The sequence below is a fragment of the Wolbachia endosymbiont (group A) of Machimus atricapillus genome, assembly GCF_964027095.1.
Lineage (GTDB): Bacteria > Pseudomonadota > Alphaproteobacteria > Rickettsiales > Anaplasmataceae > Wolbachia.
In genome coordinates, this window is sequence record NZ_OZ034727.1 from 260716 (window position 1) to 281123 (window position 20408).

The 20408-nt window shown below is 34.3% G+C and carries 19 protein-coding genes, 1 tRNA gene and 1 pseudogene; 6 read left to right on the forward strand and 15 right to left on the reverse strand.

What is annotated here, in order from left to right:
* Positions 1-96 precede the first annotated feature (96 nt).
* Complete coding sequence (locus AAGD68_RS01300; RefSeq protein ID WP_341814306.1) at positions 97-879, reverse strand: DsbA family protein; 783 nt, start codon at positions 877-879, stop codon at positions 97-99.
* Between the two features lie 118 nt (positions 880-997).
* Between AAGD68_RS01300 and AAGD68_RS01305 the strand changes: the two genes are divergently transcribed.
* The 6 genes from AAGD68_RS01305 to AAGD68_RS01330 all read left to right on the forward strand — a co-directional run bounded on the left by AAGD68_RS01305 (position 998) and on the right by AAGD68_RS01330 (position 5423).
* A complete protein-coding gene (locus AAGD68_RS01305; RefSeq protein WP_264688386.1) occupies positions 998-1243 on the forward strand; it encodes a hypothetical protein in 246 nt (81 codons plus the stop codon).
* On the forward strand, positions 1221-1733 hold the full coding sequence (locus AAGD68_RS01310; protein ID WP_253309840.1) for an AAA family ATPase: 513 nt from the start codon (positions 1221-1223) through the stop codon (positions 1731-1733). The genes AAGD68_RS01305 and AAGD68_RS01310 overlap by 23 nt, the downstream gene beginning before the upstream one ends.
* A 109-nt stretch (positions 1734-1842) precedes the next feature.
* Positions 1843-2691 carry an AAA family ATPase gene (locus AAGD68_RS01315; RefSeq protein WP_265045306.1) on the forward strand — a complete coding sequence of 283 codons (849 nt, stop codon included), beginning with the start codon at positions 1843-1845 and terminating at the stop codon, positions 2689-2691.
* Between the two features lie 18 nt (positions 2692-2709).
* A complete protein-coding gene (locus AAGD68_RS01320) occupies positions 2710-4197 on the forward strand; it encodes a UbiD family decarboxylase (RefSeq protein WP_253309842.1) in 1488 nt (495 codons plus the stop codon).
* A gap of 43 nt (positions 4198-4240) precedes the next feature.
* Positions 4241-4771: a phospholipase D family protein gene (locus AAGD68_RS01325; protein ID WP_253309843.1), complete on the forward strand. Its 531-nt coding sequence runs from the start codon at positions 4241-4243 to the stop codon at positions 4769-4771.
* A gap of 109 nt (positions 4772-4880) precedes the next feature.
* On the forward strand, positions 4881-5423 hold the full coding sequence (locus AAGD68_RS01330) for a hypothetical protein (protein ID WP_253309844.1): 543 nt from the start codon (positions 4881-4883) through the stop codon (positions 5421-5423).
* A gap of 417 nt (positions 5424-5840) precedes the next feature.
* On the opposite strand, the pseudogene AAGD68_RS01335 reads toward AAGD68_RS01330, so the two are convergent.
* From AAGD68_RS01335 to AAGD68_RS01400, 14 genes and pseudogenes are all read right to left on the reverse strand, one after another.
* Positions 5841-5976 (reverse strand): annotated as a pseudogene (locus AAGD68_RS01335) (IS66 family transposase); the annotation flags it as partial.
* 81 nt (positions 5977-6057) lie between these two features.
* Complete coding sequence (gene rnc / locus AAGD68_RS01340) at positions 6058-6756, reverse strand: ribonuclease III (RefSeq protein ID WP_253309845.1); 699 nt, start codon at positions 6754-6756, stop codon at positions 6058-6060.
* 90 nt (positions 6757-6846) lie between these two features.
* The gene (locus tag AAGD68_RS01345) at positions 6847-7914 is read right to left on the reverse strand and encodes a quinone-dependent dihydroorotate dehydrogenase (RefSeq protein WP_264688383.1); all 1068 of its coding nucleotides are present in this window, start codon (positions 7912-7914) and stop codon (positions 6847-6849) included.
* A gap of 138 nt (positions 7915-8052) precedes the next feature.
* Positions 8053-8124: transfer RNA gene (locus AAGD68_RS01350), tRNA-Cys, on the reverse strand.
* 5 nt (positions 8125-8129) lie between these two features.
* Positions 8130-9026, reverse strand: a complete 897-nt coding sequence (locus AAGD68_RS01355) for a class I fructose-bisphosphate aldolase (protein WP_253309992.1) — start codon at positions 9024-9026, stop codon at positions 8130-8132.
* A gap of 64 nt (positions 9027-9090) precedes the next feature.
* Positions 9091-11397: an AAA family ATPase gene (locus AAGD68_RS01360; protein ID WP_253309847.1), complete on the reverse strand. Its 2307-nt coding sequence runs from the start codon at positions 11395-11397 to the stop codon at positions 9091-9093.
* Between the two features lie 202 nt (positions 11398-11599).
* Positions 11600-12826: a DEAD/DEAH box helicase gene (locus tag AAGD68_RS01365; protein ID WP_341814307.1), complete on the reverse strand. Its 1227-nt coding sequence runs from the start codon at positions 12824-12826 to the stop codon at positions 11600-11602.
* Positions 12827-12861: 35 nt separating this feature from the next.
* Positions 12862-13113 carry a cold-shock protein gene (locus tag AAGD68_RS01370; protein ID WP_064124857.1) on the reverse strand — a complete coding sequence of 84 codons (252 nt, stop codon included), beginning with the start codon at positions 13111-13113 and terminating at the stop codon, positions 12862-12864.
* Between the two features lie 174 nt (positions 13114-13287).
* A complete protein-coding gene (locus AAGD68_RS01375; protein ID WP_253309849.1) occupies positions 13288-14622 on the reverse strand; it encodes a TldD/PmbA family protein in 1335 nt (444 codons plus the stop codon).
* An 18-nt stretch (positions 14623-14640) separates the two neighbouring features.
* Positions 14641-15513: an ATP synthase F1 subunit gamma gene (atpG, locus tag AAGD68_RS01380; protein WP_264688382.1), complete on the reverse strand. Its 873-nt coding sequence runs from the start codon at positions 15511-15513 to the stop codon at positions 14641-14643.
* A 209-nt stretch (positions 15514-15722) separates the two neighbouring features.
* Positions 15723-16943, reverse strand: a complete 1221-nt coding sequence (locus tag AAGD68_RS01385; protein WP_253309851.1) for a heme biosynthesis protein HemY — start codon at positions 16941-16943, stop codon at positions 15723-15725.
* On the reverse strand, positions 16940-17671 hold the full coding sequence (locus AAGD68_RS01390; protein ID WP_253309852.1) for a hypothetical protein: 732 nt from the start codon (positions 17669-17671) through the stop codon (positions 16940-16942). The genes AAGD68_RS01385 and AAGD68_RS01390 overlap by 4 nt, the downstream gene beginning before the upstream one ends.
* Complete coding sequence (locus tag AAGD68_RS01395; RefSeq protein WP_265017656.1) at positions 17664-18893, reverse strand: lipoprotein-releasing ABC transporter permease subunit; 1230 nt, start codon at positions 18891-18893, stop codon at positions 17664-17666. The genes AAGD68_RS01390 and AAGD68_RS01395 overlap by 8 nt, the downstream gene beginning before the upstream one ends.
* A gap of 133 nt (positions 18894-19026) precedes the next feature.
* Complete coding sequence (locus AAGD68_RS01400) at positions 19027-20316, reverse strand: sugar phosphate nucleotidyltransferase (protein WP_265016488.1); 1290 nt, start codon at positions 20314-20316, stop codon at positions 19027-19029.
* Positions 20317-20408: the final 92 nt, after the last annotated feature.

The following is a 20408-nucleotide window of genomic DNA, read 5'->3' on the forward strand; positions in this document are numbered from 1 at the left end:
CCTGCTTTTCTTGAGCTACTGCGTATCTTATACGTACTGCTATTTATCACATTCATAATTAGATTCGTTTACGTTGTCAAGTAAAAAAATAAAATTTTATAGCAAATTAATCGCTGAAGCTAGTTTTTGCTTGCGACTTAATTCATCTACTTTTTTGCGTAATACATTCAAATCAGTTGCTCCTACAAACAGACTATCCCCCATTATTAAAAAAGGTGTGCCCCCTACTCCCAAATCTCTTACTAGGAGCTTACTGCCATTTATCATTTGCTCAATTTTGTCCGCGTTATTTTTCATGGAATTATTAAAATCGTCCTCATCAATCCCTATGCTTTTCACTATATCCAATATGCTTTCGTCTGAAAATCCTCCTTTGTGACTTAAAGCAGGATAGTGAAAGTCGAAATATTTTTCTTTATCAATAAAGTAAACAGCTAAAGCGCTTTTTGCTGCCCTTAAAGAGTCATTACCAAGTATTGGAGCATCCCTAAAGATATACTTAATTTTACCGTCGTTAATTAACTGTTTTATATCGTCTTTTATAGTCTTGCAATATCCACAAGAATAGTCAAAGAAACCTACAGCTATAACACTACTATTTTCATTTCCGGAGTAAGGATAAGTAAGGTCAAATATTTGATCCTTGTATTGTGAAATTTTACTTTTGGTCACATTATCTCGAGCAGCGTAACTACTTTTAATCGACTCCTCTTTGAGAGTTTTTACGATCTTATCAAAATTTCTACTTATATAATTATCTAATTTCTCACCTATATAATCATCGCTTAGCATTTGGCTGCGATTTGAAAGCCAATTGTTTATTACTGGTAAACTTGCTACTGCCAGTATAAGGATCAATAAAAACGATATTCTAGACATACAATTTATTTAAAAACCTACAACATAAAACTTTAGTACACATTTATCTGTATATTAAAAGAAGCATCTAATATTAATATATGAAAACATTTATATCAAGTGTATTTTATAACCAGTTTTGCCTCAAATGCAAACTTTACGTACAATGGAACTCAAGCACATTACTGAAAAGCTCATCAGAAGACTTGGTGATGCAAATGACCAAACCATCGCCAGAATAGCCAATTATGAGATGCTCTATCTTTTACCGCCGCGTATAACAACTGTAAACATGGCGGTAAAAAAAGTTGATCATCTTATAACCGCCGTGTATAATGCTAACAAATGCGGCGGTAAATTATATGAGCGAACCAATAATTGGTAGAGAAAAGGAAATAGCCATTCTAGAAAGTAAGCTTCTCTTTTCCCCATTTGCTGAGTTTATTGCAGTGTATGGTCGGCGTCGTGTGGGTAAGACGTACCTAATAAAACAATTTTTCAGTAAACATGCCGATGTTTTATTTGAACAAACAGGTCTTAATAATGGTACTATGCAGGAACAACTTGCAATTTTTACACAGTCGTTATCAAATACTTTTTATAAAGGTGCAAAAATGGCTTTGCCTGAAGTGTGGCTGGATGCATTACAACAATTAACACTTGCTATTGATAACACACATGAGAATGAACACATTGTCTTATTTTTTGATGAACTTCCATGGTTAGCTACAAGAAAGTCTCGTTTTCTAGAAACGTTAGAATATTTTTGGAATATACATTGGACAAACCGAAAGAAGCTTATCTTGGTTGTATGTGGTTCAGCAGCTTCTTGGATGTTGGAAAATATAATTTATACCAAAAGGGGGGTTGCATAACCGCATTACCGCAAGGATACCTTTGCAGCCTTTTAACTTACGTGAAACTAAAGAGTATCTAAGATATTTAGGAATCAACCTTAATCACCAGCAGATATTACAGATCTATATGGCTATTGGAGGAATACCACATTACCTTAAGGAAGTAAGTAAAGGATTATCAGCAGCACAAAACATTAATATGATCTGTTTTCAGAAGGGTGGTTTGTTATTTGATGAATTTGATATGTTGTTTCACTCCTTGTATGAAGAGCCAGAGACATATCTAAATATCATTCGTGCGATTGCAAAAAAGCCAAAAGGGATAAGCAGAAAAGAACTTATAAAAGCGACTAAAATCACTGAGGGTGGTCGCTTAACTGCTAAATTAAGGAGTTTAGAAGAAGCAGGATTTATTGGTGGTTTTTTACCATTGAACAAGGGAAAGAGAGGAGTATATTACAGGGTAATGGACGAATATGTATTATTTTATCTAACGTGGATTGAGCCGTTTAAGGAAGTAACAAAAAGGGCAATAATAAGTGATGCTCACTATTGGGAGTTAGCAATAAAGAAACCAGCTTGGCAAACATGGACAGGGCAAACATTTGAAGCAGTGTGTTTTAAACATGCCAATGTAATTAGAAAAAAATTAGATATAGAGCATATAGCAGTTATATGTGGAGATTGGCAATATCAACCAGAAAAATACAGTAAAGAGTCTGGTGCTCAAATAGATCTAGTTTTCGATCGAGAAGATGGATGTGTAATGCTCTGTGAGATAAAATATAGTGATAAACCTTATACAGTAACAAAGGAATTTGTCGAACAATTAAAAAGAAAAGGAGCAATTTATAGAGAAAAAACGAAATCAAAGAAGCAAATATTCTGGGTGTTAATTGCTGCAAATGGAGTTTCTGAGAACCAATATCTAAAAGATACGATACATCATGTGATTACACTAGAAGACTTGTTTTAAGTTATTTTAAATTTTAATATGTACACCAACTTACGCGACTTCATTAAAGCCTTAGAAGAAAAAAAAGATCTGATTAGGATTAAGGAGGAAGTTTCAACAGTTCTTGAAATGACAGAAATTCACCGTAGGGTTTTGTCAAATAAAGGACCAGCTATCATCTTTGAAAATGTTGTCACGGAAAACGGTAAAAATTCGATTCCAGTTTTGGTGAATTTATTTGGTACTATTAAGAGGATTGCATTGGGGTTGAACATAAACCCTGGTGAACTAAGAGATCTTGGTAAACTTTTAGCATTTTTGCGATCACCTGAGCCACCAAAAAACTTCAAAGATGCCGTGAAAATGTTTCCTTTACTAAAAGTTGTATTGTCGATGCGAAGTAAAGTTGTGAGCAAGGCTCCATGTCAAGAAGTGGTGCTAACTGGGGATGAGGTGGATCTTAGTTTGCTACCTATTCAAACATGCTGGCCAAATGAACCTGCACCACTTATCACCTGGCCAATTGTGGTGACAAAAGGCCCAACGGAAGACAAGCAAGATAATTTCAATCTTGGAATATATCGTATGCAGGTTATAGATAAAAAAACGACTCTAATGCGCTGGCTTGCACATCGTGGCGGTGCAGGTCACCACAAACGATGGAAAGAGAAGGAACAAAATATGAAATTTCCTGCTGCTGCTGTGATCGGTAGTGATCCTGCAACAATTATTGCTGCGGTAACTCCAGTGCCAGAAACATTGTCAGAATACCAATTTGCTGGGTTGCTGCGCAAAAAACCGCTTGAGCTTGTAAATTGTAAGACTATTCCGCTTCAAGTGCCAGCTCATGCAGAGATTGTTCTGGAAGGCTATGTAAGTTTGGATAGATATCAAGATGAAGGGCCATACGGAGATCACACCGGCTACTATAATTCTGTTGAGCAATTTCCAGAATTTAATATTACTGCAATTACTATGCGCAAAAATCCAATTTATCTCAGCACTTTCACTGGCAAGCCACCTGATGAACCATCAATTCTTGGTGAAGCGCTCAACGAAATCTTTGTGCCCATTCTTATCAATCAATTTCCAGAGATAGTGGATTTTTATCTACCACCAGAAGGTTGTTCATATAGAATAGCGGTGATATCGATAAAAAAGTCTTATCCAGGGCAGGCAAAAAGAATTGTTATGGGCATACTTTCCTTTCTAAAGCAATTTTTATACACGAAGTTTATTATCGTTGTTGATGATGATATAAATGTACGTGATTGGAAGGAAGTGATGTGGGCAATATCAACGAGAATGGACCCTGTGCGTGACACAATCACAATAGAGAACGCACCTATTGATTATTTAGATTTTGCTTCCCCTGAAAGTGGACTTGGAGGTAAAATGGGATTTGATGCAACAAATAAAATCCCGCCTGAAACCAAACGAGAATGGGGAGAGAAAATTAAAATGAGTGAGGAAATAGTAAGAAAAGTCACGGAGAAGTGGGAAGAATATGGATTGACAGGTGATTAAATTATGATGTAGCCTATCGCCGTATATCCGGGGGTGGGTTGTTGTGAGGCTTTTTCACTTTTTATTCTTGTTAATGTGTTTTTCTCTGTATTACTATGCGGGTTTTATATTTTCGCCCTGCCCAAAAGCTACGGTTTGCTTTTCACCTGGAGAAGATTGTGCTGTACCGATAATCAGCGTAATAGATCAGTCTAAAAAATCTATCTTAGTTCAAGAATATACATTTACTCTTGGAACAGTTGCAAAATCTTTGATTAATGCTAAAGAACGCGGTGTTGATGTTAAAGTCATCTTAGATAAATCGCAACTCTACTCAAAATATAGTGTTATAAATGAATTATTTTCAGGTGGAGTACCAATTTGGATCGATGATAAGCCAAAGATTGCTCATAATAAGATAATGATTGTTGACAATCAAAAAGTCATCACAGGGTCATTTAACCTTAGTAAGACAGCTAAAAAAGGAAATGCTGAAAATTTATTAATTATTACAGATTATCCTGAATTGATTCAGCAGTATGTGAAAAACTGGGAGGCACGAATGTCACAATCTTATAAATACGCTCCCAACTAATCGAGAGCGCTTGCTTAAAATCAGTTCTAAAAACAGCAAGAGAGAGCTTTTTTGATTGATTGACATAATGATTATGATATAATGAACTAAAAGTTCAAGGAATAAAGTAATGGATTATATAAATGATGCTGACGGTAGCTACACTGCCATTCATGATTTTTTTCAAAACAACGGTGTTGGAGATTACAAAGTTCAATGCAGTTATGGTGGGGTGCCGTATGCTACTGATGAGTACGTGCATTCTGGCGATAAATTTTGGAGTAATAATTTCATAGACTCACATTTTGGCAGGGAAATAAAAATGTATCCTCAAAGTGAACTTTTAGCTAAAGAATATGCTGGAAATACGTTGCCAGTTTCAATATCACTAGATAAGGATTTAATAAAAATGAAGGAATGTCAGAAAAAAACGAAATTTGTGGAACTAGAAAGGGAGTCAGGTGATTTAGTGTATGATAAGCAAAAGCATGTAAAGTGTTACACAACAAAGCTATCATATGATGATGTACATATTTATAATAACGATAAAGTTTCAACATTTAGCATAAAATACGACGTGCCAAATGATCCGAAATACAGTTTAAATATAACATTTACAAAGGTTAATGATAATAAACCAGGATTTTGGCAAAAATTTAAAAACATGTTTTAACCTGACCGTTCACTGGTTTTTACTCAATCAATCAATTACATTCTGTAATATTTGGGACGTCAAAAATTGACTTTATTTTTCTTGAGCTTTTTTTAATTTAAAATAAATACAGAAGCTTGTATCTTGAAATTTGCTGCAAGTGCAATTGCTTTCTAGCTATCTTTTATGGTATCTGTTCAGCTAAGCGGTGTGAGAGATAATATAGCTAAACTGACTTAGATTTACCGATAATTTGAAAAACAAAAATTCGTCATTCCGCTACTTGTTAGCGGAATCTATGCTGAGATACCGCGGCGGTATGACGTAGGAAAACCTTTCTTGGGTTAGCTATATCAGTTAATATTAAATTTTTATAATTAAAAAATATGCTATTTTTTAAAACTTTCATTCTCCTTGACTCTGTCAACTTCACAAAACAACTCTTGGACCAAATGTATCTGGCATAACACCTTTTGGTAACTTGCTACTTCTTTTTTTTCCGCATCTCCAACAACGGCCATTGATATTCCACTACATAAGGCTTAATTTTTGGTAGATCAACTTTTTTATGAATAATACTATGCTTCTCCTTAAATTGACCATTTCCCCTAAACGCTATTAGCTTCCTTAAAACTTACATTAATGCCTATTTTGCCTAAACTGAAGCGTCTTTTCCAATTTTTTCTAGCATCAACTCAGCAGCTTTTTGTTCAGCAATCTTTTTACTAGAAGCACATGCAGAAACTTTACCATAATCTTCTATGCAAACTGATATAGTAAATTCAGGATTGTGTGCTGGTCCAGTTTGTTTTACAAGCTCATACTCTGGTAAAGGCAATTTGTTTTTCTGAGTCCACTCTTGCAGTGAGGTTTTAGGATCTTGAGGGGGGTCAAGCATGCTTTTAGCTAGCTTTTCCCAATATTGGGTAATAAATTTTTCAACATTTTCAAGTCCGCCATCAATATAAATTGCACCTATTAGTGCTTCAAGCGAGTTTTCTAAATTTTTTAGGTTACATCTTCCTCCATTGCAGCGTTCACTATTATTCATGATGATAAAGCTGCCTAATTTTATTTCTTTAGCAACATTAGCAATGGTGTTGCCACAAACTAAATCCGTCTTTCTTTTTGCCAATGCTCCTTCTTTTTCTTCAGGAAATAGTTTAAACAGTATGGCAGATACGACCATATTCAAAACACTATCGCCCAAAAACTCTAGTCTTTCGTAGCTTACAATCTGGTTTTTGCTATTCCTTTTATTTACGCTTGGGTGAGTTAGTGCCTCTTCTAATATTGCATAATTTGTAAATTTATAATCAATGATCTTAGATATTGCATCATTCAAACTCTTCATACCCATTATTTAAAAGAAAAGCACTTTCTACCACCTTTATACCAGAGAATTAGTCTTATTTTATTAAAATAATACCACCAACTTCCAAAATTAATGTATACAACCCACCACCTCACTAATGTTACTAAATCCATCTCTCCTTATTAGTTCTGCAAGTTCTAGATTAATTTTGTTTACAACTTGAGGTCCGTGGTATATGAGAGCAGTGTACAACTGCACCAAAGAGGCTCCTGCCTTTATTTTTTTATATGCATCAGCACCACTTGAGATTCCTCCGCACCCTATCAATAATATTTTGCCCTTAGTAAATTTGTACATATCGCCCAATAACTCGGTTGAAAGTTTGAACAGTGGTTTGCCACTCAATCCGCCACTTTCGTTGTGGTGGGAATGCAGATTATCTCTACTTACCGTAGTGTTGCTTACTGTTAATCCGTCAATCTTATATTCCAACGCAAGCTCAGCGATATTTTCTTTCGTTTGCTGATCTATATCTGGTGAGATTTTTAATATTATTGGTATGGATTTAGAATTATCAATTGATTTCCGGATGGATTTCAACAATTTCGATAATTCTTGCTTATTGTGCAGATTGCGTAAATTAGGCGTGTTTGGAGACGAGATGTTCAGCACTATATAATTGCTTTTTCCATATACCATCTTTATTAAATCAACATAATCACTAATTTGGTCTTTCGATGCACTATTTTTTCCTATATTTATGCCAAAAATGCAGTCATCAAGCTTGGTTTCATCTATTTGTTTAAGAAAATAGTCTATTCCTTTATTGTTAAATCCCAATCTGTTAATTACCCCTTGATCTTTAATTAACCGAAAAATTCTTGGTTTTTTGTTTCCATATTGTGGATTACGAGTTACAGTACCAGTTTCAATAAACCCAAAACCAAATGAAAGCATAGGCCTTATAACTTCTGCATTCTTGTCAAAACCTGCAGCCAGGCCCACGGGGCTTCTGAGCTTATTACCAAAAAAATTCACACTCAAAGATTCTGGTAGCTCTATAGGATTCTTATAAGGTATTTTCTTTAATGCCATGATTGCCAAAGAGTGAGCAACTTCAGGCGGCAGTAAAAACAATAAATTACGTAATATCATTTTGTAAAACACTTTGCTTATTTTTAGTTTATTTTTTACCATGAAACGCTATAAGAGTATAACCATAACTTGAAAAGAAATTGATTTTACTTATGAATAATGGACAAGCTTTCTCTATAGGTTACACACTTAAAGCTACTGTTGAATTGAGCAACTTTTACAAGATATAGAAAATGAAAGAGGCCGGGACCGGAATTGAACCGGTATAAAAGGATTTGCAGTCCTCCGCATAAGCCATTCTGCCACCCAGCCGTTTTTTATGTGTAGATATCCATTATATCTTTTAGCATAGATAAAGCTTCCTCCCTTTTGCGTTGAAAAGTGTTACGTCCAATGATTGAACCATTACCACCTCCCTGCTTAATTTCTTTCGCTTCATTGCATATGTCATCTACTTCCTTCGATTCGCCACCAGAAAAAACTACTATTCTTTTCCCTGCAAAGCAAGATTTTTTAATATATTCAATTCTTTTAGATAATGATTCAATATTTTCTGTTTCTATCTTTTCTTTTTCCAAATATCTAGTTGGAAGCTTTACTTTGATTATATTAGCGCCAAGTAAAGCTGCTATGTGCGCAGCATAGGCAATAACATCAACTGCTGTTTCACCTTCTTTGGAAATTCCTTCACCACGTGGATAAGACCATAGCACTACTGCAAGCCCATAAGATTTGGCTTCAGCTACGATTTCACGGGCTTCTTCCATCATATCAAAACACTTAGCAGAACCAGGATATATAGTAAATCCAACAGCCAAGCAGCCCAAACGCAGTGCATCTTTCACAGAAGAGGTTATTGCTTGATCAGAAGTCAGATTTTTTGAATGTAAGGAGTTGGAACTATTAAGTTTCAAAATAAGTGGGAGCATTCCAGCATAAGTTGAAGCACCAGCTTCAATCATACCAAGTGGAGCAGCATATGCACTTACTCCCGAATCAACTGCAAGCTGAAAATGATAATGTGGGTCATAAGCATCAGGGTTAACTTCAAAGCTTTTTATTGGCCCGTGCTCAAATCCTTGATCTACTGGCAGAATCACTAACTTGCCAGTACCGCCAAGCTTTCCATGCATGAGAATACGAGTAAGATTTGCTTTTACCCCGGGGTTTTCACTTTCGTAGTAGCTTAGGACTTGTTTTACTTTATCACTTATCACTATAATTCAAATTAAATTTAAGTTATAAATTGTAACAAAGATGAAGTTCAATACAAGGATTTTAAACTATATTAAAAGCAATTTTATTTTCTACTTTATTCATATAGATTCTTAATTTCTTTCCTTTTATTAATTTACGATTCAGTATTTCTTCCGCTAAGTAACTTTTTATCTCTTTTTCAATAAGTCTCTCTATCGGACGTGCTCCCATTTCCTTACTATAACCCATTTGTACAAGATAAGATTTCACTTCATCCTCTACCAAGCAGTTTATGCCTTTTTGCGTCAGTTGCTTTTTCAGTTCTAGGACAAATTTATCCACAATATGCAAAATCACATCCGTACTTAAGTCAGAAAAAGAAATAATCGCATCAAGACGATTACGAAATTCAGGGCTAAAAACCTGTTCTATTGCTTTTTCGCTATCACCAATGTTAAAATTTTTATGCCCAAAGCCAACAAAACTTTTGCTGCGTTCAACTGCTCCTGCATTAGTTGTCATAATTAAAATTATATTGGAAAAGTTAACTTTACGTCCGTAAGTGTCTGTAACACAACCATAATCCATAATTTGTAGCAATATATTATAGATATCGCTATGGGCCTTTTCAATTTCATCAAGCAGCACAACACTATATTGATTGTTAGATACAGACTCTGTGAGTAATCCACCCTGATCATAACCTACATATCCAGGAGGAGAACCAATCATCCTTGATATCGTATGAGATTCAATATATTCGGACATATCAAAGCGTATAAGATTCATGCCCATGCTTTCTGCTAATTGTTTTGCTAGCTCGGTTTTACCAACACCGGTTGGCCCTGCAAAAAGATAATTTGCTAAAGGCTTATTGTAATTTCTCAACCCAGATTTAGCAATTTTAATAGAATTAACAAGAGATTCTATTGCCTGCTCTTGGCCAAAAATCACCTTTTCTAGATTAGCTTTTAAAGACTTTACTTTCTGCAAATCATCAGATTCAGATCCGCAAGGCACATTTGTAATTCTAGTAATGGTATTCTTAATATCTCTACTATTTACAATTTTACCCCTGTTTCTTAGCAATTTACAATATGCCCCTGCCTCATCAATAACATCAACCGCTTTATCAGGTAATATTCGCCCAGTAATATACTTATGCGAAAGTTCAGCCGCAGACCTAATGGCATTCTTTGTATAATATACTCCATGATACCCTTCATAGTAGTGCTTTATACCATCTAGTATCTTTATCGTTTCATTAACAGAAGATTCTTTAACATTAATTTTTTGAAACCTTCTCGCTAGTGCTTTATCTTTTTCAAAACTAGTGCTGTATTCTCTATATGTAGTTGCACCTATACAACGCAGTGTACCTCTTGCAAGCGCAGGTTTGAGTAGGTTACCTGCATCAAGAAAGCTACCACTTGTAGAACCTGCTCCAATGATAGTGTGTATTTCGTCAATAAAAAGGATAGCACCTGGTTTTGCCTCAATCGCTTTTATTATAGATTTTATTCTCTCTTCAAAATCACCTCTGTAGCGTGTCCCTGCAAGGAGTGATCCTAAATCCAAAGCATAAATTATACTGGACCTGAGCGCACTCGGAACACTGCCTTCAATGATCTTGAGTACCAAACCCTCAACTATTGTTGTTTTGCCAACACCTGGGTCTCCAACATATAAAGGGTTGTTTTTTCTACGCCTCAATAATATTTCTATAGTGCGATTTAATTCATAATCACGACCAATAACATAATCTATTTTTTTGCTTCTTGCATAGTCATTTAAATTTTTACAATAACTTTGTAGAACTTCCTCATCTTTTAGTAGCTCACCTTTATTTACTGTAGTAGGAGCGTCATTATTTTTATCAAGTTTTACTTTATGATTGGTGGTGTATTCATCTATATCGCTCAAGTATTTCATATTAGATATATGGTAAATCAAATTGGAATCTTTCACACTTTGTTTCTGCAATAGATCTTCAACGTATAAATCTTGCCCAGACAAAATTTCTACTAGAACACTTGCTCCATTTATTTCTTTTTTTCCCAAGCTATGAGCCCGTATTATTGCTCTGTGTATTATGCATTGAAACATTGAGCTAGGTTTAACTCCACTGATAATCAATTCAGAACTGCTTTGTAAAAACCCTTTTATATTATTATTATAATCATTAGCCTTAATATTGCATCTTGATAGAATGTTGTCCATATTGATGATTTCATCGGCTCTGATATTACATCTTGATAAAACGTAATTTACATCCACGTCTTTAGTTAACGCCAGCAATAAATGTTCTACTTTCGCATATTTTAGATTAAAATTAGAAGCAATGAGTAGCGCTCTATTCAAACTTGCCTCTAAGTTTTTGGAAATCATCTCCTATTCTCTTTAAAAGTGGGAACTCATATATAATGAATAGCACACAATTATTAAAAAAATTGAAATCCAGCAGTTCGCTGTAGCCAATTTGAATCCCCACTCTGGATCTACGTCATAGCACCGCGATCTCAACATAGATTCCGCTAATGAGTAGCGGAATGACGAGTTTTACGCTTATCAAGTTGTAGGTAAATCCTATTTAATATGCTTTTTCTAGTACTCTGCTTTTCTTCTTAAATGCATTGATCTTTTTTCTACCGTATTTAGTCTTTAACGTACTTGGCCTTTTAAAGACCTTTTTGCTATTACGTTTTTTAAATTGCACACTACAATCAAAATTTGGCTCTCCTTCTTTGTCTGCCAATGCAGGCAGTCTTCTCTTATCTTGAGGTGTAACAAAAGATAGCGCATGCCCTTCAGCTCCAGCACGTGCAGTTCTGCCTATACGATGAATATAGTCAGCTTGCGATTGTGGTGCATCATAATTGATAACATGTTGAATGTGGGGAATATCAAGGCCGCGAGAAGCAACATCTGTTGCAACCATGATTTGATTGCGGCCACGACGAAAAGAATTAATGACCCTTTCACGCTTGTGCTGCCTTAAATCACCATGAATTGCTAAAGCGCTATAGTCATCTTTGTGCAATCTGCTAGCTAGCTGATCCGCTCCTTGCTTTGTTTTGACAAAGATAATGATTGATCCTTCGCGCTGACATAGTTGTGTAACAAGCTTTTCATATTTTTCTGATTCTGATGCATAAACAATCTCTTGCTTAATTTTTACAGAAGTTGTAGTCTCACAATCAACAGAAATACGTTCTGGTCGATTAAGGTACTTCTCAGTAAGTTTAACTATATCACTAGGAAGAGTTGCAGAAAACATAAGAGTCTGCCGTATTTTTGGCAGATATTTCATGATCCCTTCAATTTGAATTCCAAAGCCCATATCAAACATACGATCCGTTTCATCAAGCACAAGAACGCTAACATTGCGATTAATCAAAGTTTTACGCTCAATATGGTCTATAATACGACCAGGAGTACCTATTACAATTTGTGGTTTTTTCTGAAGCTGATTTAGCTGCCTAAAAATAGGCTCACCACCAATCAATAAAGCGACCCTTAGTGCAGAATTTTGAAATAAGAGTTTTCTTATCTCATTTGTTACCTGATGCGCAAGCTCCCTGGTTGGCACGATGACTAAAGCTGAACCAGTGTTAGGCTCATTCAGCAACTTAGCAACCAACGGAATAGCAAATGCCAAAGTTTTTCCAGTTCCCGTTTGAGCAGACCCAAGAATATCTTTACCTTGTAGCGCTAAGGGAATCGCTTGTATTTGAATCGGAGTTGGGACGAAAAGATTATTTTTATCTAGAGCTTGTGTAAGCGAAGCTGGGAGACCCATCTCATAAAAATTATTCATAATACGTTAACCCTATTAAAAGACTTCATAATAGATTAATCTTCCAATCTTAAATTTATTGCAGATTTTTTATCTTCTCCGTTTCTACCACGCTCCTCTTTAACCTCATAACTCACCCTTTCTCCTTTTATCCCCTTCTCTTTATTCTCTCCTTTAAGTGTCTCAGGCCTTATTCCTGAACGTTCCAACGTGCTAATATGTACAAAAACGTCACCCCCTTTACCTTCTGGCTTGATGAAACCATAGCCTTTTTCGGCATTAAACCATTTTACATTACCAAATTCCATTTAAACAACTCCTAAATTATTAATTAACATTACTAATGTGATGAAAAACTTTGAAATTACGATTGAGAATGCTTTAAGCTTAGCTATTGAAACTAAACCTTTATACTCCATAGTCTATTCTTAACATTACATGACAATAATACACAATTGTTGTACTTAATGCAAATAAATTTTTTAATCGTTAAGCGAACCTGCAACCGTCATTTCGCTAACTTTAATCGTTGGTGAATTAAATTGCCCACAAAAAGTTAGATCATCTGCAACGACTAAATTGCTAAACATATCCTTTAAATTGCTAGCAATGGTAATCTCATGTATTGGATACGTTATTTTTCCATTTTCTATAAAAAATCCGGAAGCGCCTTGGCTGTAATCGCCATTGATTAAATTAACACCAAAACCAAATAAATCAGTTACATATATTCCCTCTTTCACTTCCTGAATTAATTCTTCAAACGATACATTACCATTCTCAATGTAGAGGTTACTAGCTGCAGGAATAACTGCAGCATTACTTGCACGAGTTGCACTTCCGGTTGTTTCTGAGTCTAATTTTCTAGCCGAGTATAAGTCTAAAATCCAATTTTGTAATATTCCGTTTTTTACAAATATATTTTTCTTGCTAGTTATCCCTTCTCCATCAAATGGTCTCGATGCTATGCCTCTTGGCAACAATGGATCATCGACAATATTAATTCTATCGTTGAAAATCTGAGCGTTTAAACTACCCCTCAAGAAAGAACTGTTGCTTATAATACTGCTCCCATTTATAGCAGAAGCAAAACTTTTTACTAGCCCTTTTGCTGCTCTTTTTTCAAAAATAACTGGAAATTTACCAGTTTTAATTGTACGTGAATTCAATTGATCAACTGCTCTTTTTGCTGCTTCTTTTCCCATTAACTCTGGCAACTTTAAATCACTAAAATTACATGCTATATCATAATCGTAACCAACCTTCATTTCACTTTCTCTTCCAGCAACAACAGAGACCTGATTAGCAAAGGTTGATTTACTAAACGAGCCAATAAAACCAGAAACAGTCGATAATACTGTATTCACTAAAGCGTATGAAGAAGAGGCTCCTTCAGAATTAGTGATACTCTTATGTGCAAGGGCTGAATTTTCTGCAGCTTCAGCAATTTCTTTTAGGTTATCAACGGTTACAACATTATTATCTGAGATACTTAAATCTGCAGAAGAGATATAATTACTACCATTTACAGCAAAATTAATGCAAGGATCTTCTGGCGCATTCTTTGCCATTTCTACCACTTGGCTTACCGTATCACTAAGATTATTCAAATCGTTTGTAGAAATATACGCAGCTTTGTTTTTACCTGCTATAGCTCTGATTCCTACAGTGCAATTTTTAGATTGTGATATTTGCTCAATTTTTGATAGACGCTGAGAAACTGAAGTCTTATTAGTTTCATATATTGTAACTTCCGCATCTTGATTCTGCTTTTTTATTAATTTAGTGATATCTGCTGCAATATTTAATATATTCATTTTCTATTCCTTAGATTTTTATAAAGACTCTGCACCACCTATAACTTCAATTAAATCAGTTGTAATTGCTGCTTGACGAGAACGATTATAAAGCAATGCTAGTTTGTTCAGCATCTCTTTAGTGTTTCTGTTTGCTGATTCCATAGCAACCATTCTAGCACTATTCTCACTTGTTGCACTTTCAAGTAAAGCAGAGTAAAGAGCAATTACAACGTAATCCTGAATCAAAGATTTTAAAATAAATTCAATATTTTGTGGTTCATACTCATAGCCGTAATCTGTTGTTGGACCAGCCAGAGAGTTATCAATCAAGGATGAGTCTTTACTCCATGGTTTTATTGTTTCCAACATTGGTTTTTGCGTGAAGGTATTATAGAATTTACTATAAAAAACTTTAACTTTATCGTATTTACTTAGATCTATACCACCAACCAAAGCTTCTACGTGCTTTAACGTGATCCCCTTACTATTTTCAATTTTTAAGATACTTTTAGAGTCAAACCTATTTTTACCTACATCAAAAGCTTTTTTACCAAGAAATACAATATCTACTTTTTTGCCATTTGCGATTGACTTATTTACACGCTCTTGACTAAATTTGACAATAGAAGAGTTAAAGTTGCCGCACAAGCCACGATCAGACGCAACAATGAATACTAGGTAAGAACCGTCATTACTGATATTTAGAATTTTTGCCAGTAATTTTTGATCAACTGATAGCATTAATGAAGAAATAATGCTATGCAGCTTAGATATATATAATTTTGAATTTGATAATTTCTTTTGGCTTTGTAATAACTTTGCTGCAGAAACCATTTGCATTATTTTCGTGGTTTTCTGTACAGACCTAATATTCTTAATTCTTAAGGATAATTCCTTTAAGCTCTTCATTTTGTATACAACCCTGATTTATTAAAATATATAATTGTTAGTGTCTAAAAGCAAGTTTTTTTGACATTAGAACCAAGTCTAACTAAAAAACTTGCAGGTTTATTATTTTGAAATAAGGGTTATATTAAGAGATCTACTCCAAAAATTGTTCAATAGAGGTCTTTGATGGTAATTTCCCATATATTATTATCATCACACTTTGTGGAACCTTATAATATATAATAAACGCAATTAAAACTATTGCAATTTGAACATTTATGATCCCATTGCTTTAGTTCTCTGTTACAATTTTTACACTTCCAGCCCGGATCAGGCAAAGCTTCTGAGCCCATCTTGTTTAGCCAATAAATTACCTTGTCGTGTTCTTGCAATGTAACCTTAAGTTGTATTACAATAAAGTAGATTGACATGTAATTAGCCTTTTTCATAGCAGTGTCTAAATATTGACTTGCAAGATCATATTTACCTGAACTCATTGAGGACAAAGCAAGTAAACAGTAACTAAAATAATAATCAGGGCGTAAGTTGTATAGTCTTTCAGCACCTTTACTATTTAAATTGATGTACATTTTAGCTGACTGAGGAGTAGGATTTACTGCATATTCTGCCTCTAGCACTGCAGAAGCTTTTCTGATTTTTCCAAGTTTAATATATAATTCTGCCTTTAAATAATTAATGGGCCGAAAAGTTGCATAATAACTTTGTGCTCTGAGTAAAGACTTTATAGCCCCTTTAAAATCCCCTTTACTTTCATATTGTTTTGCCAAAGCACAATAAAAAACTGCAAACATTTCTTTATGGTCAAAGGGAAGAAAAATATTGAACTTAACTGCTTCCCTCAACTTCAAAATTGCATTAATCCAATCTTCTTTCAATATGCAATGCTCTATTTGAAAGGGAATAGATAGCATTTTATCATTAATTGAACTAGAGCAATATTCTATAAATTTTTGAAAGACTACTTTTTCTTGTTTGAGGTGAACAATCAGCTTATTGGCCAGAAGTAGAGCTAAGTTACGATTTTTATTTGCAACGTTTGTTAAACCGTTACTGAAAAAGCTGTAATTTCCCGTCTTACCTGAGTTAAAGAGCTTTATTAAAGATAACTTATCACTCTTCTCATTTAGACTTTTAACTAGCTTTTCAGCATTCTCTATATTGTCTAAGTCTATGCTAAAAAAAGCTTCAAAGAGAAGCAATTCTTCCCTATCCCTTCTTCTATTTCTTATGTTGGCAAATGTTGATAAAATGGAGGAAAAAAAGCGTACAAGTGTAATTAATAAAAATAATAAAACTACACAAGTAAAAATAATGAAATATAGATCAATACTTATAGTGTAATTGCCTAATTCCAATTTTATTACTTCACCACTTACCTTGACCCATATGCCAAATAAAAACGAAAGAGCGAAAATTATAAAATAAATCATGAGATATATTGTAATAAGTGATGATATATTGTTGAAATATTCTTAGAAGCTACAATAAAACCATTCAATTTATTCAGCCATGGCTTGAATTCTGAATGCGTTAAATTGCTTACTGTAACAGTTATATTTTGCCAATCATTATCGTTTATTGACTCCTCAATTTCTGCGAATTTTGCCCTTAATGGGTCATTTTTATCTTGTATTCTAATCCAGTTTGAAATGATTTTTTTAGACAATGTACTTTTATTGTAGTTAATAACAGCAATGGTCTTCTCAAAAGATAACTTCAACTCACGTAAAGTATCTACCTCTTTCAAACTTTCCAATTCATTTACTGCATTTTCTATCTCTGGATCATCAAGCTCTGATATCAAAGGCTTTATTGAATTTATATGATTATCAAATTTTGCTTCTCGCAATAACGAATTCTTCATTTTAACTACAAGTAGCAGCAATCTTGCGAGGTTCTTATACCTTGAGCTACCATCACCTTGCTCACATTGAGTGTGCAGACCTCTCTTTAAGTCAAATATCTTTTTTTCTACCCTGGATTGATTAACTTCAAGTGACATTCTGAATTCATCTATTTTTTCCGTTAAAACATTTATATTGTCTTCGCTTTCTTGCTGACTTATTTTAAAAAAGATTATGTTATTTATTGTGATGTAACCGGTAAATAACAATACAATTAAGAACCAACCTATGTACTTTTGCTGAGTATCATTCATAACGTAGTATCTCCGCAGGATCTTGTGCAGCTGCCTGCAATGCAGGAGCAATTGTCGCTAAAAATGATAAGAGTAACGCAAGTGCAGAAATACTTACTACATCTTGAGGGACTAATATCACCGGTAAACTTGAAAAAAAGTATATCATAGGATCAAACAGCTTGACGTTAGTAATGTTTTCTAAAAACACTCTAATACTTTCGATATTGAGAGAAAAAACGACACCTATAATACAGCCAAGACAAGTTCCCGTAAAACCGATTAATAGACCACAAGCGCAAAATATGCGCATAATGCTTCCACTTGTTGCACCAAATGTACGCATAATTGCAATCGCGGATTTCTTTTCTTGTACTATCATCATTAAATTTGAGATAATATTAAACGCTGCTACAACTATAATCAAAGTAAGAATTAAAAACATCACATTTCTTTCAGTTTTTAAAGCACTAAAATAATGGCTTTGCTGTGATTGCCAACTTTCAGCTTTCATTCCTATTTCTTTTTCTATAGCATCTGCAAGCTTACCAGCTCTAGTAACGTCGTCTACAAGTACTTCTATATTTTTTATGCTATTTTCATAATTAAAAAAGGCTTGTGCTGATTTTAGAGGCATATATATCAAGGTATTATCATACTCAAACATACCCATATCAAATATTGCTATAACTTTATATTTTTTCATTCGCGGCATTTCACCAAGTAATGCATCAAATTCTTCAGATGATATAAACGTAATTTTGTCGCCATAGTCAACGTTCAAAGCTTCTGCCAATCGTGCTCCTATTATTATCCCTTCATCAAATTTTTTTACATCACCTATAATTACATTATTTGTAATGGTAGTACTATCAAGCAAATCTTTAGTTGACACACCTCGCACTACGCTACCTGCAATTTTACCATTTGCTACAATAATAACTTGATCATTGGTCATAGGAGTAGCTTTTAATATACCAGGAATTTTCTCAATCGATTTCGAAACTGTGCAGTAATCTGAATTTATGTTCCTATCAAAATAAACATTAATATGGCCATCAATGCCAAGTATTGAGTCAAGCAACTTTGCTCTGAATCCGTTCATCACAGACATCACCACTATTAGTGTTGCAACTCCAAGGGCAATGCCGATAATAGAGAACAAAGTCGTTATAGAGCAAAATCTGGCATTTTTCGCTCGCAAATAGCAAGCAGCCATAGTAATTTCAAAGGCAATGGACATTACAAAATATTTTGAGGTTAAACATTATATTCTTGAAACTTCGTATAATTGTAGACTTTTCTTTATTTGAAAACTAGATATTTTTACTCCTTTAAATTTAGCAGACTTATAGAGTATCTTTAACATTAGAATTTCAAAATCTTCCATATACATCATCCAACCTCACTATATCATTATCAGATAAATGCTCTCCTATCTGAAATTCAACTATTTCAAGTGGAGAGCTTGTGCTTCTATTTTCAATCCTATGGGAAACTTCCCTTGGGATTTCTATCATATGGTCTTTTACTATAGCATATTCTTTGTCGCCTAAACTAACATACCCAACTCCCGATAGTACTATATGGTATTCATCTCTATAGTGATGGAATTGCTTAGAAGTGCAGCTTAATGGATTTATAAAAAGATATTTTATAAGAAAATTTTCGCCTATTAAAATTATACTACAAAATCCCCATGGCTTGATTTCTCTTCTTATCGCTTTTGCTTTCTTAACCTTATTAATAAACGATATTAGGCTTTTGTTTGGTTGCTTATAAGCTCCACCCAATAAATTTTTATTACTTTCTGTCGTTGAAACAGGCTCTCTTTTTTTTGTTACATGTCGGAATGACGACGTAAACTTCTCACTCAATTCTAAAACTGAATTCCAAGTTCCAACATCCAGCCAATCGAAATTAGCTTCTATCATTGCAACGTTTTTTGCTTTTTCCATTACCAAGTAATCAATAGAGACGCCTTCAATTCCTGCAAAATCTCGTTGTTTTAAATACAGAAATCTCTCTTGCGGTGTGAAATGTTTCACACTTGCAAAACATAAATTATAAAGAGTCGGGGCAGATTTTTTGATCTCATCTATATAGCGTTTTGCTTTGAACACAAATATTCCAGAATTCCAATAATAATCATTACTTAATACATGCTCAGGTTTCTCTATGAAATCCTTTACTATATGATACTTTTCCTTATGATCATAAACTGCATTTATATAGCCGTATTCAGAATTGAATTCATGAGGCTTAACTCCAAACGTAACTATAGAGTTAGTTTCAGAAGCTAGCTGAGATGCTTTGTGAGCAGAAGCATAAAAATTATTCAAATCACCTATAAAATGGTCTGAAGGCAGAATTAACATTATCTCGTTTTCATTGCAGAGAAGCGCAGCAATTAATATCGCTGCTGCTGTTCCAATTTTCACTGGTTCGAAAATCACTTTATATTCTCGCAGCGCATGCAACTCCTTCTTCACTAACGACTCGTACTGTATATTTGTGGCAATTATGGGTGGCATATAACCACTTTTTAGCCTCAATAAAGTGTTCTGAAACATAGTGTTATGGCTAAATATTTTTTGAAATTGCTTTGGCTTCGATAAAGGCCAAAGTCTGCTGCCACTACCACCACATAGTATTACAGGGCGCATATAGTTAAGAAAATTAATTAAATAATTAACATCTTATGCTAATAGTAAAATGCATGCAAGTTTTTGTTGTGGAATAGTTAATAAAGAAAGTA

What these genes read in the sequence shown, in the direction of transcription:
- AAGD68_RS01300 (WP_341814306.1), bottom strand. Translation starts at nt 879, where the DNA reads ATGTCTAGAATATCGTTTTTATTGATCCTTATACTGGCAGTAGCAAGT.
- AAGD68_RS01310 (WP_253309840.1), top strand. Translation starts at nt 1,221, where the DNA reads ATGAGCGAACCAATAATTGGTAGAGAAAAGGAAATAGCCATTCTAGAA.
- AAGD68_RS01315 (WP_265045306.1), top strand. Translation starts at nt 1,843, where the DNA reads ATGGCTATTGGAGGAATACCACATTACCTTAAGGAAGTAAGTAAAGGA.
- AAGD68_RS01320 (WP_253309842.1), top strand. Translation starts at nt 2,710, where the DNA reads ATGTACACCAACTTACGCGACTTCATTAAAGCCTTAGAAGAAAAAAAA.
- AAGD68_RS01330 (WP_253309844.1), top strand. Translation starts at nt 4,881, where the DNA reads ATGGATTATATAAATGATGCTGACGGTAGCTACACTGCCATTCATGAT.
- rnc (WP_253309845.1), bottom strand. Translation starts at nt 6,756, where the DNA reads ATGAAGAGTTTGAATGATGCAATATCTAAGATCATTGATTATAAATTT.
- AAGD68_RS01345 (WP_264688383.1), bottom strand. Translation starts at nt 7,914, where the DNA reads ATGGTAAAAAATAAACTAAAAATAAGCAAAGTGTTTTACAAAATGATA.
- AAGD68_RS01360 (WP_253309847.1), bottom strand. Translation starts at nt 11,397, where the DNA reads ATGATTTCCAAAAACTTAGAGGCAAGTTTGAATAGAGCGCTACTCATT.
- AAGD68_RS01365 (WP_341814307.1), bottom strand. Translation starts at nt 12,826, where the DNA reads ATGAATAATTTTTATGAGATGGGTCTCCCAGCTTCGCTTACACAAGCT.
- AAGD68_RS01370 (WP_064124857.1), bottom strand. Translation starts at nt 13,113, where the DNA reads ATGGAATTTGGTAATGTAAAATGGTTTAATGCCGAAAAAGGCTATGGT.
- AAGD68_RS01375 (WP_253309849.1), bottom strand. Translation starts at nt 14,622, where the DNA reads ATGAATATATTAAATATTGCAGCAGATATCACTAAATTAATAAAAAAG.
- atpG (WP_264688382.1), bottom strand. Translation starts at nt 15,513, where the DNA reads ATGAAGAGCTTAAAGGAATTATCCTTAAGAATTAAGAATATTAGGTCT.
- AAGD68_RS01385 (WP_253309851.1), bottom strand. Translation starts at nt 16,943, where the DNA reads ATGATTTATTTTATAATTTTCGCTCTTTCGTTTTTATTTGGCATATGG.
- AAGD68_RS01390 (WP_253309852.1), bottom strand. Translation starts at nt 17,671, where the DNA reads ATGAATGATACTCAGCAAAAGTACATAGGTTGGTTCTTAATTGTATTG.
- AAGD68_RS01395 (WP_265017656.1), bottom strand. Translation starts at nt 18,893, where the DNA reads ATGTCCATTGCCTTTGAAATTACTATGGCTGCTTGCTATTTGCGAGCG.
- AAGD68_RS01400 (WP_265016488.1), bottom strand. Translation starts at nt 20,316, where the DNA reads ATGCGCCCTGTAATACTATGTGGTGGTAGTGGCAGCAGACTTTGGCCT.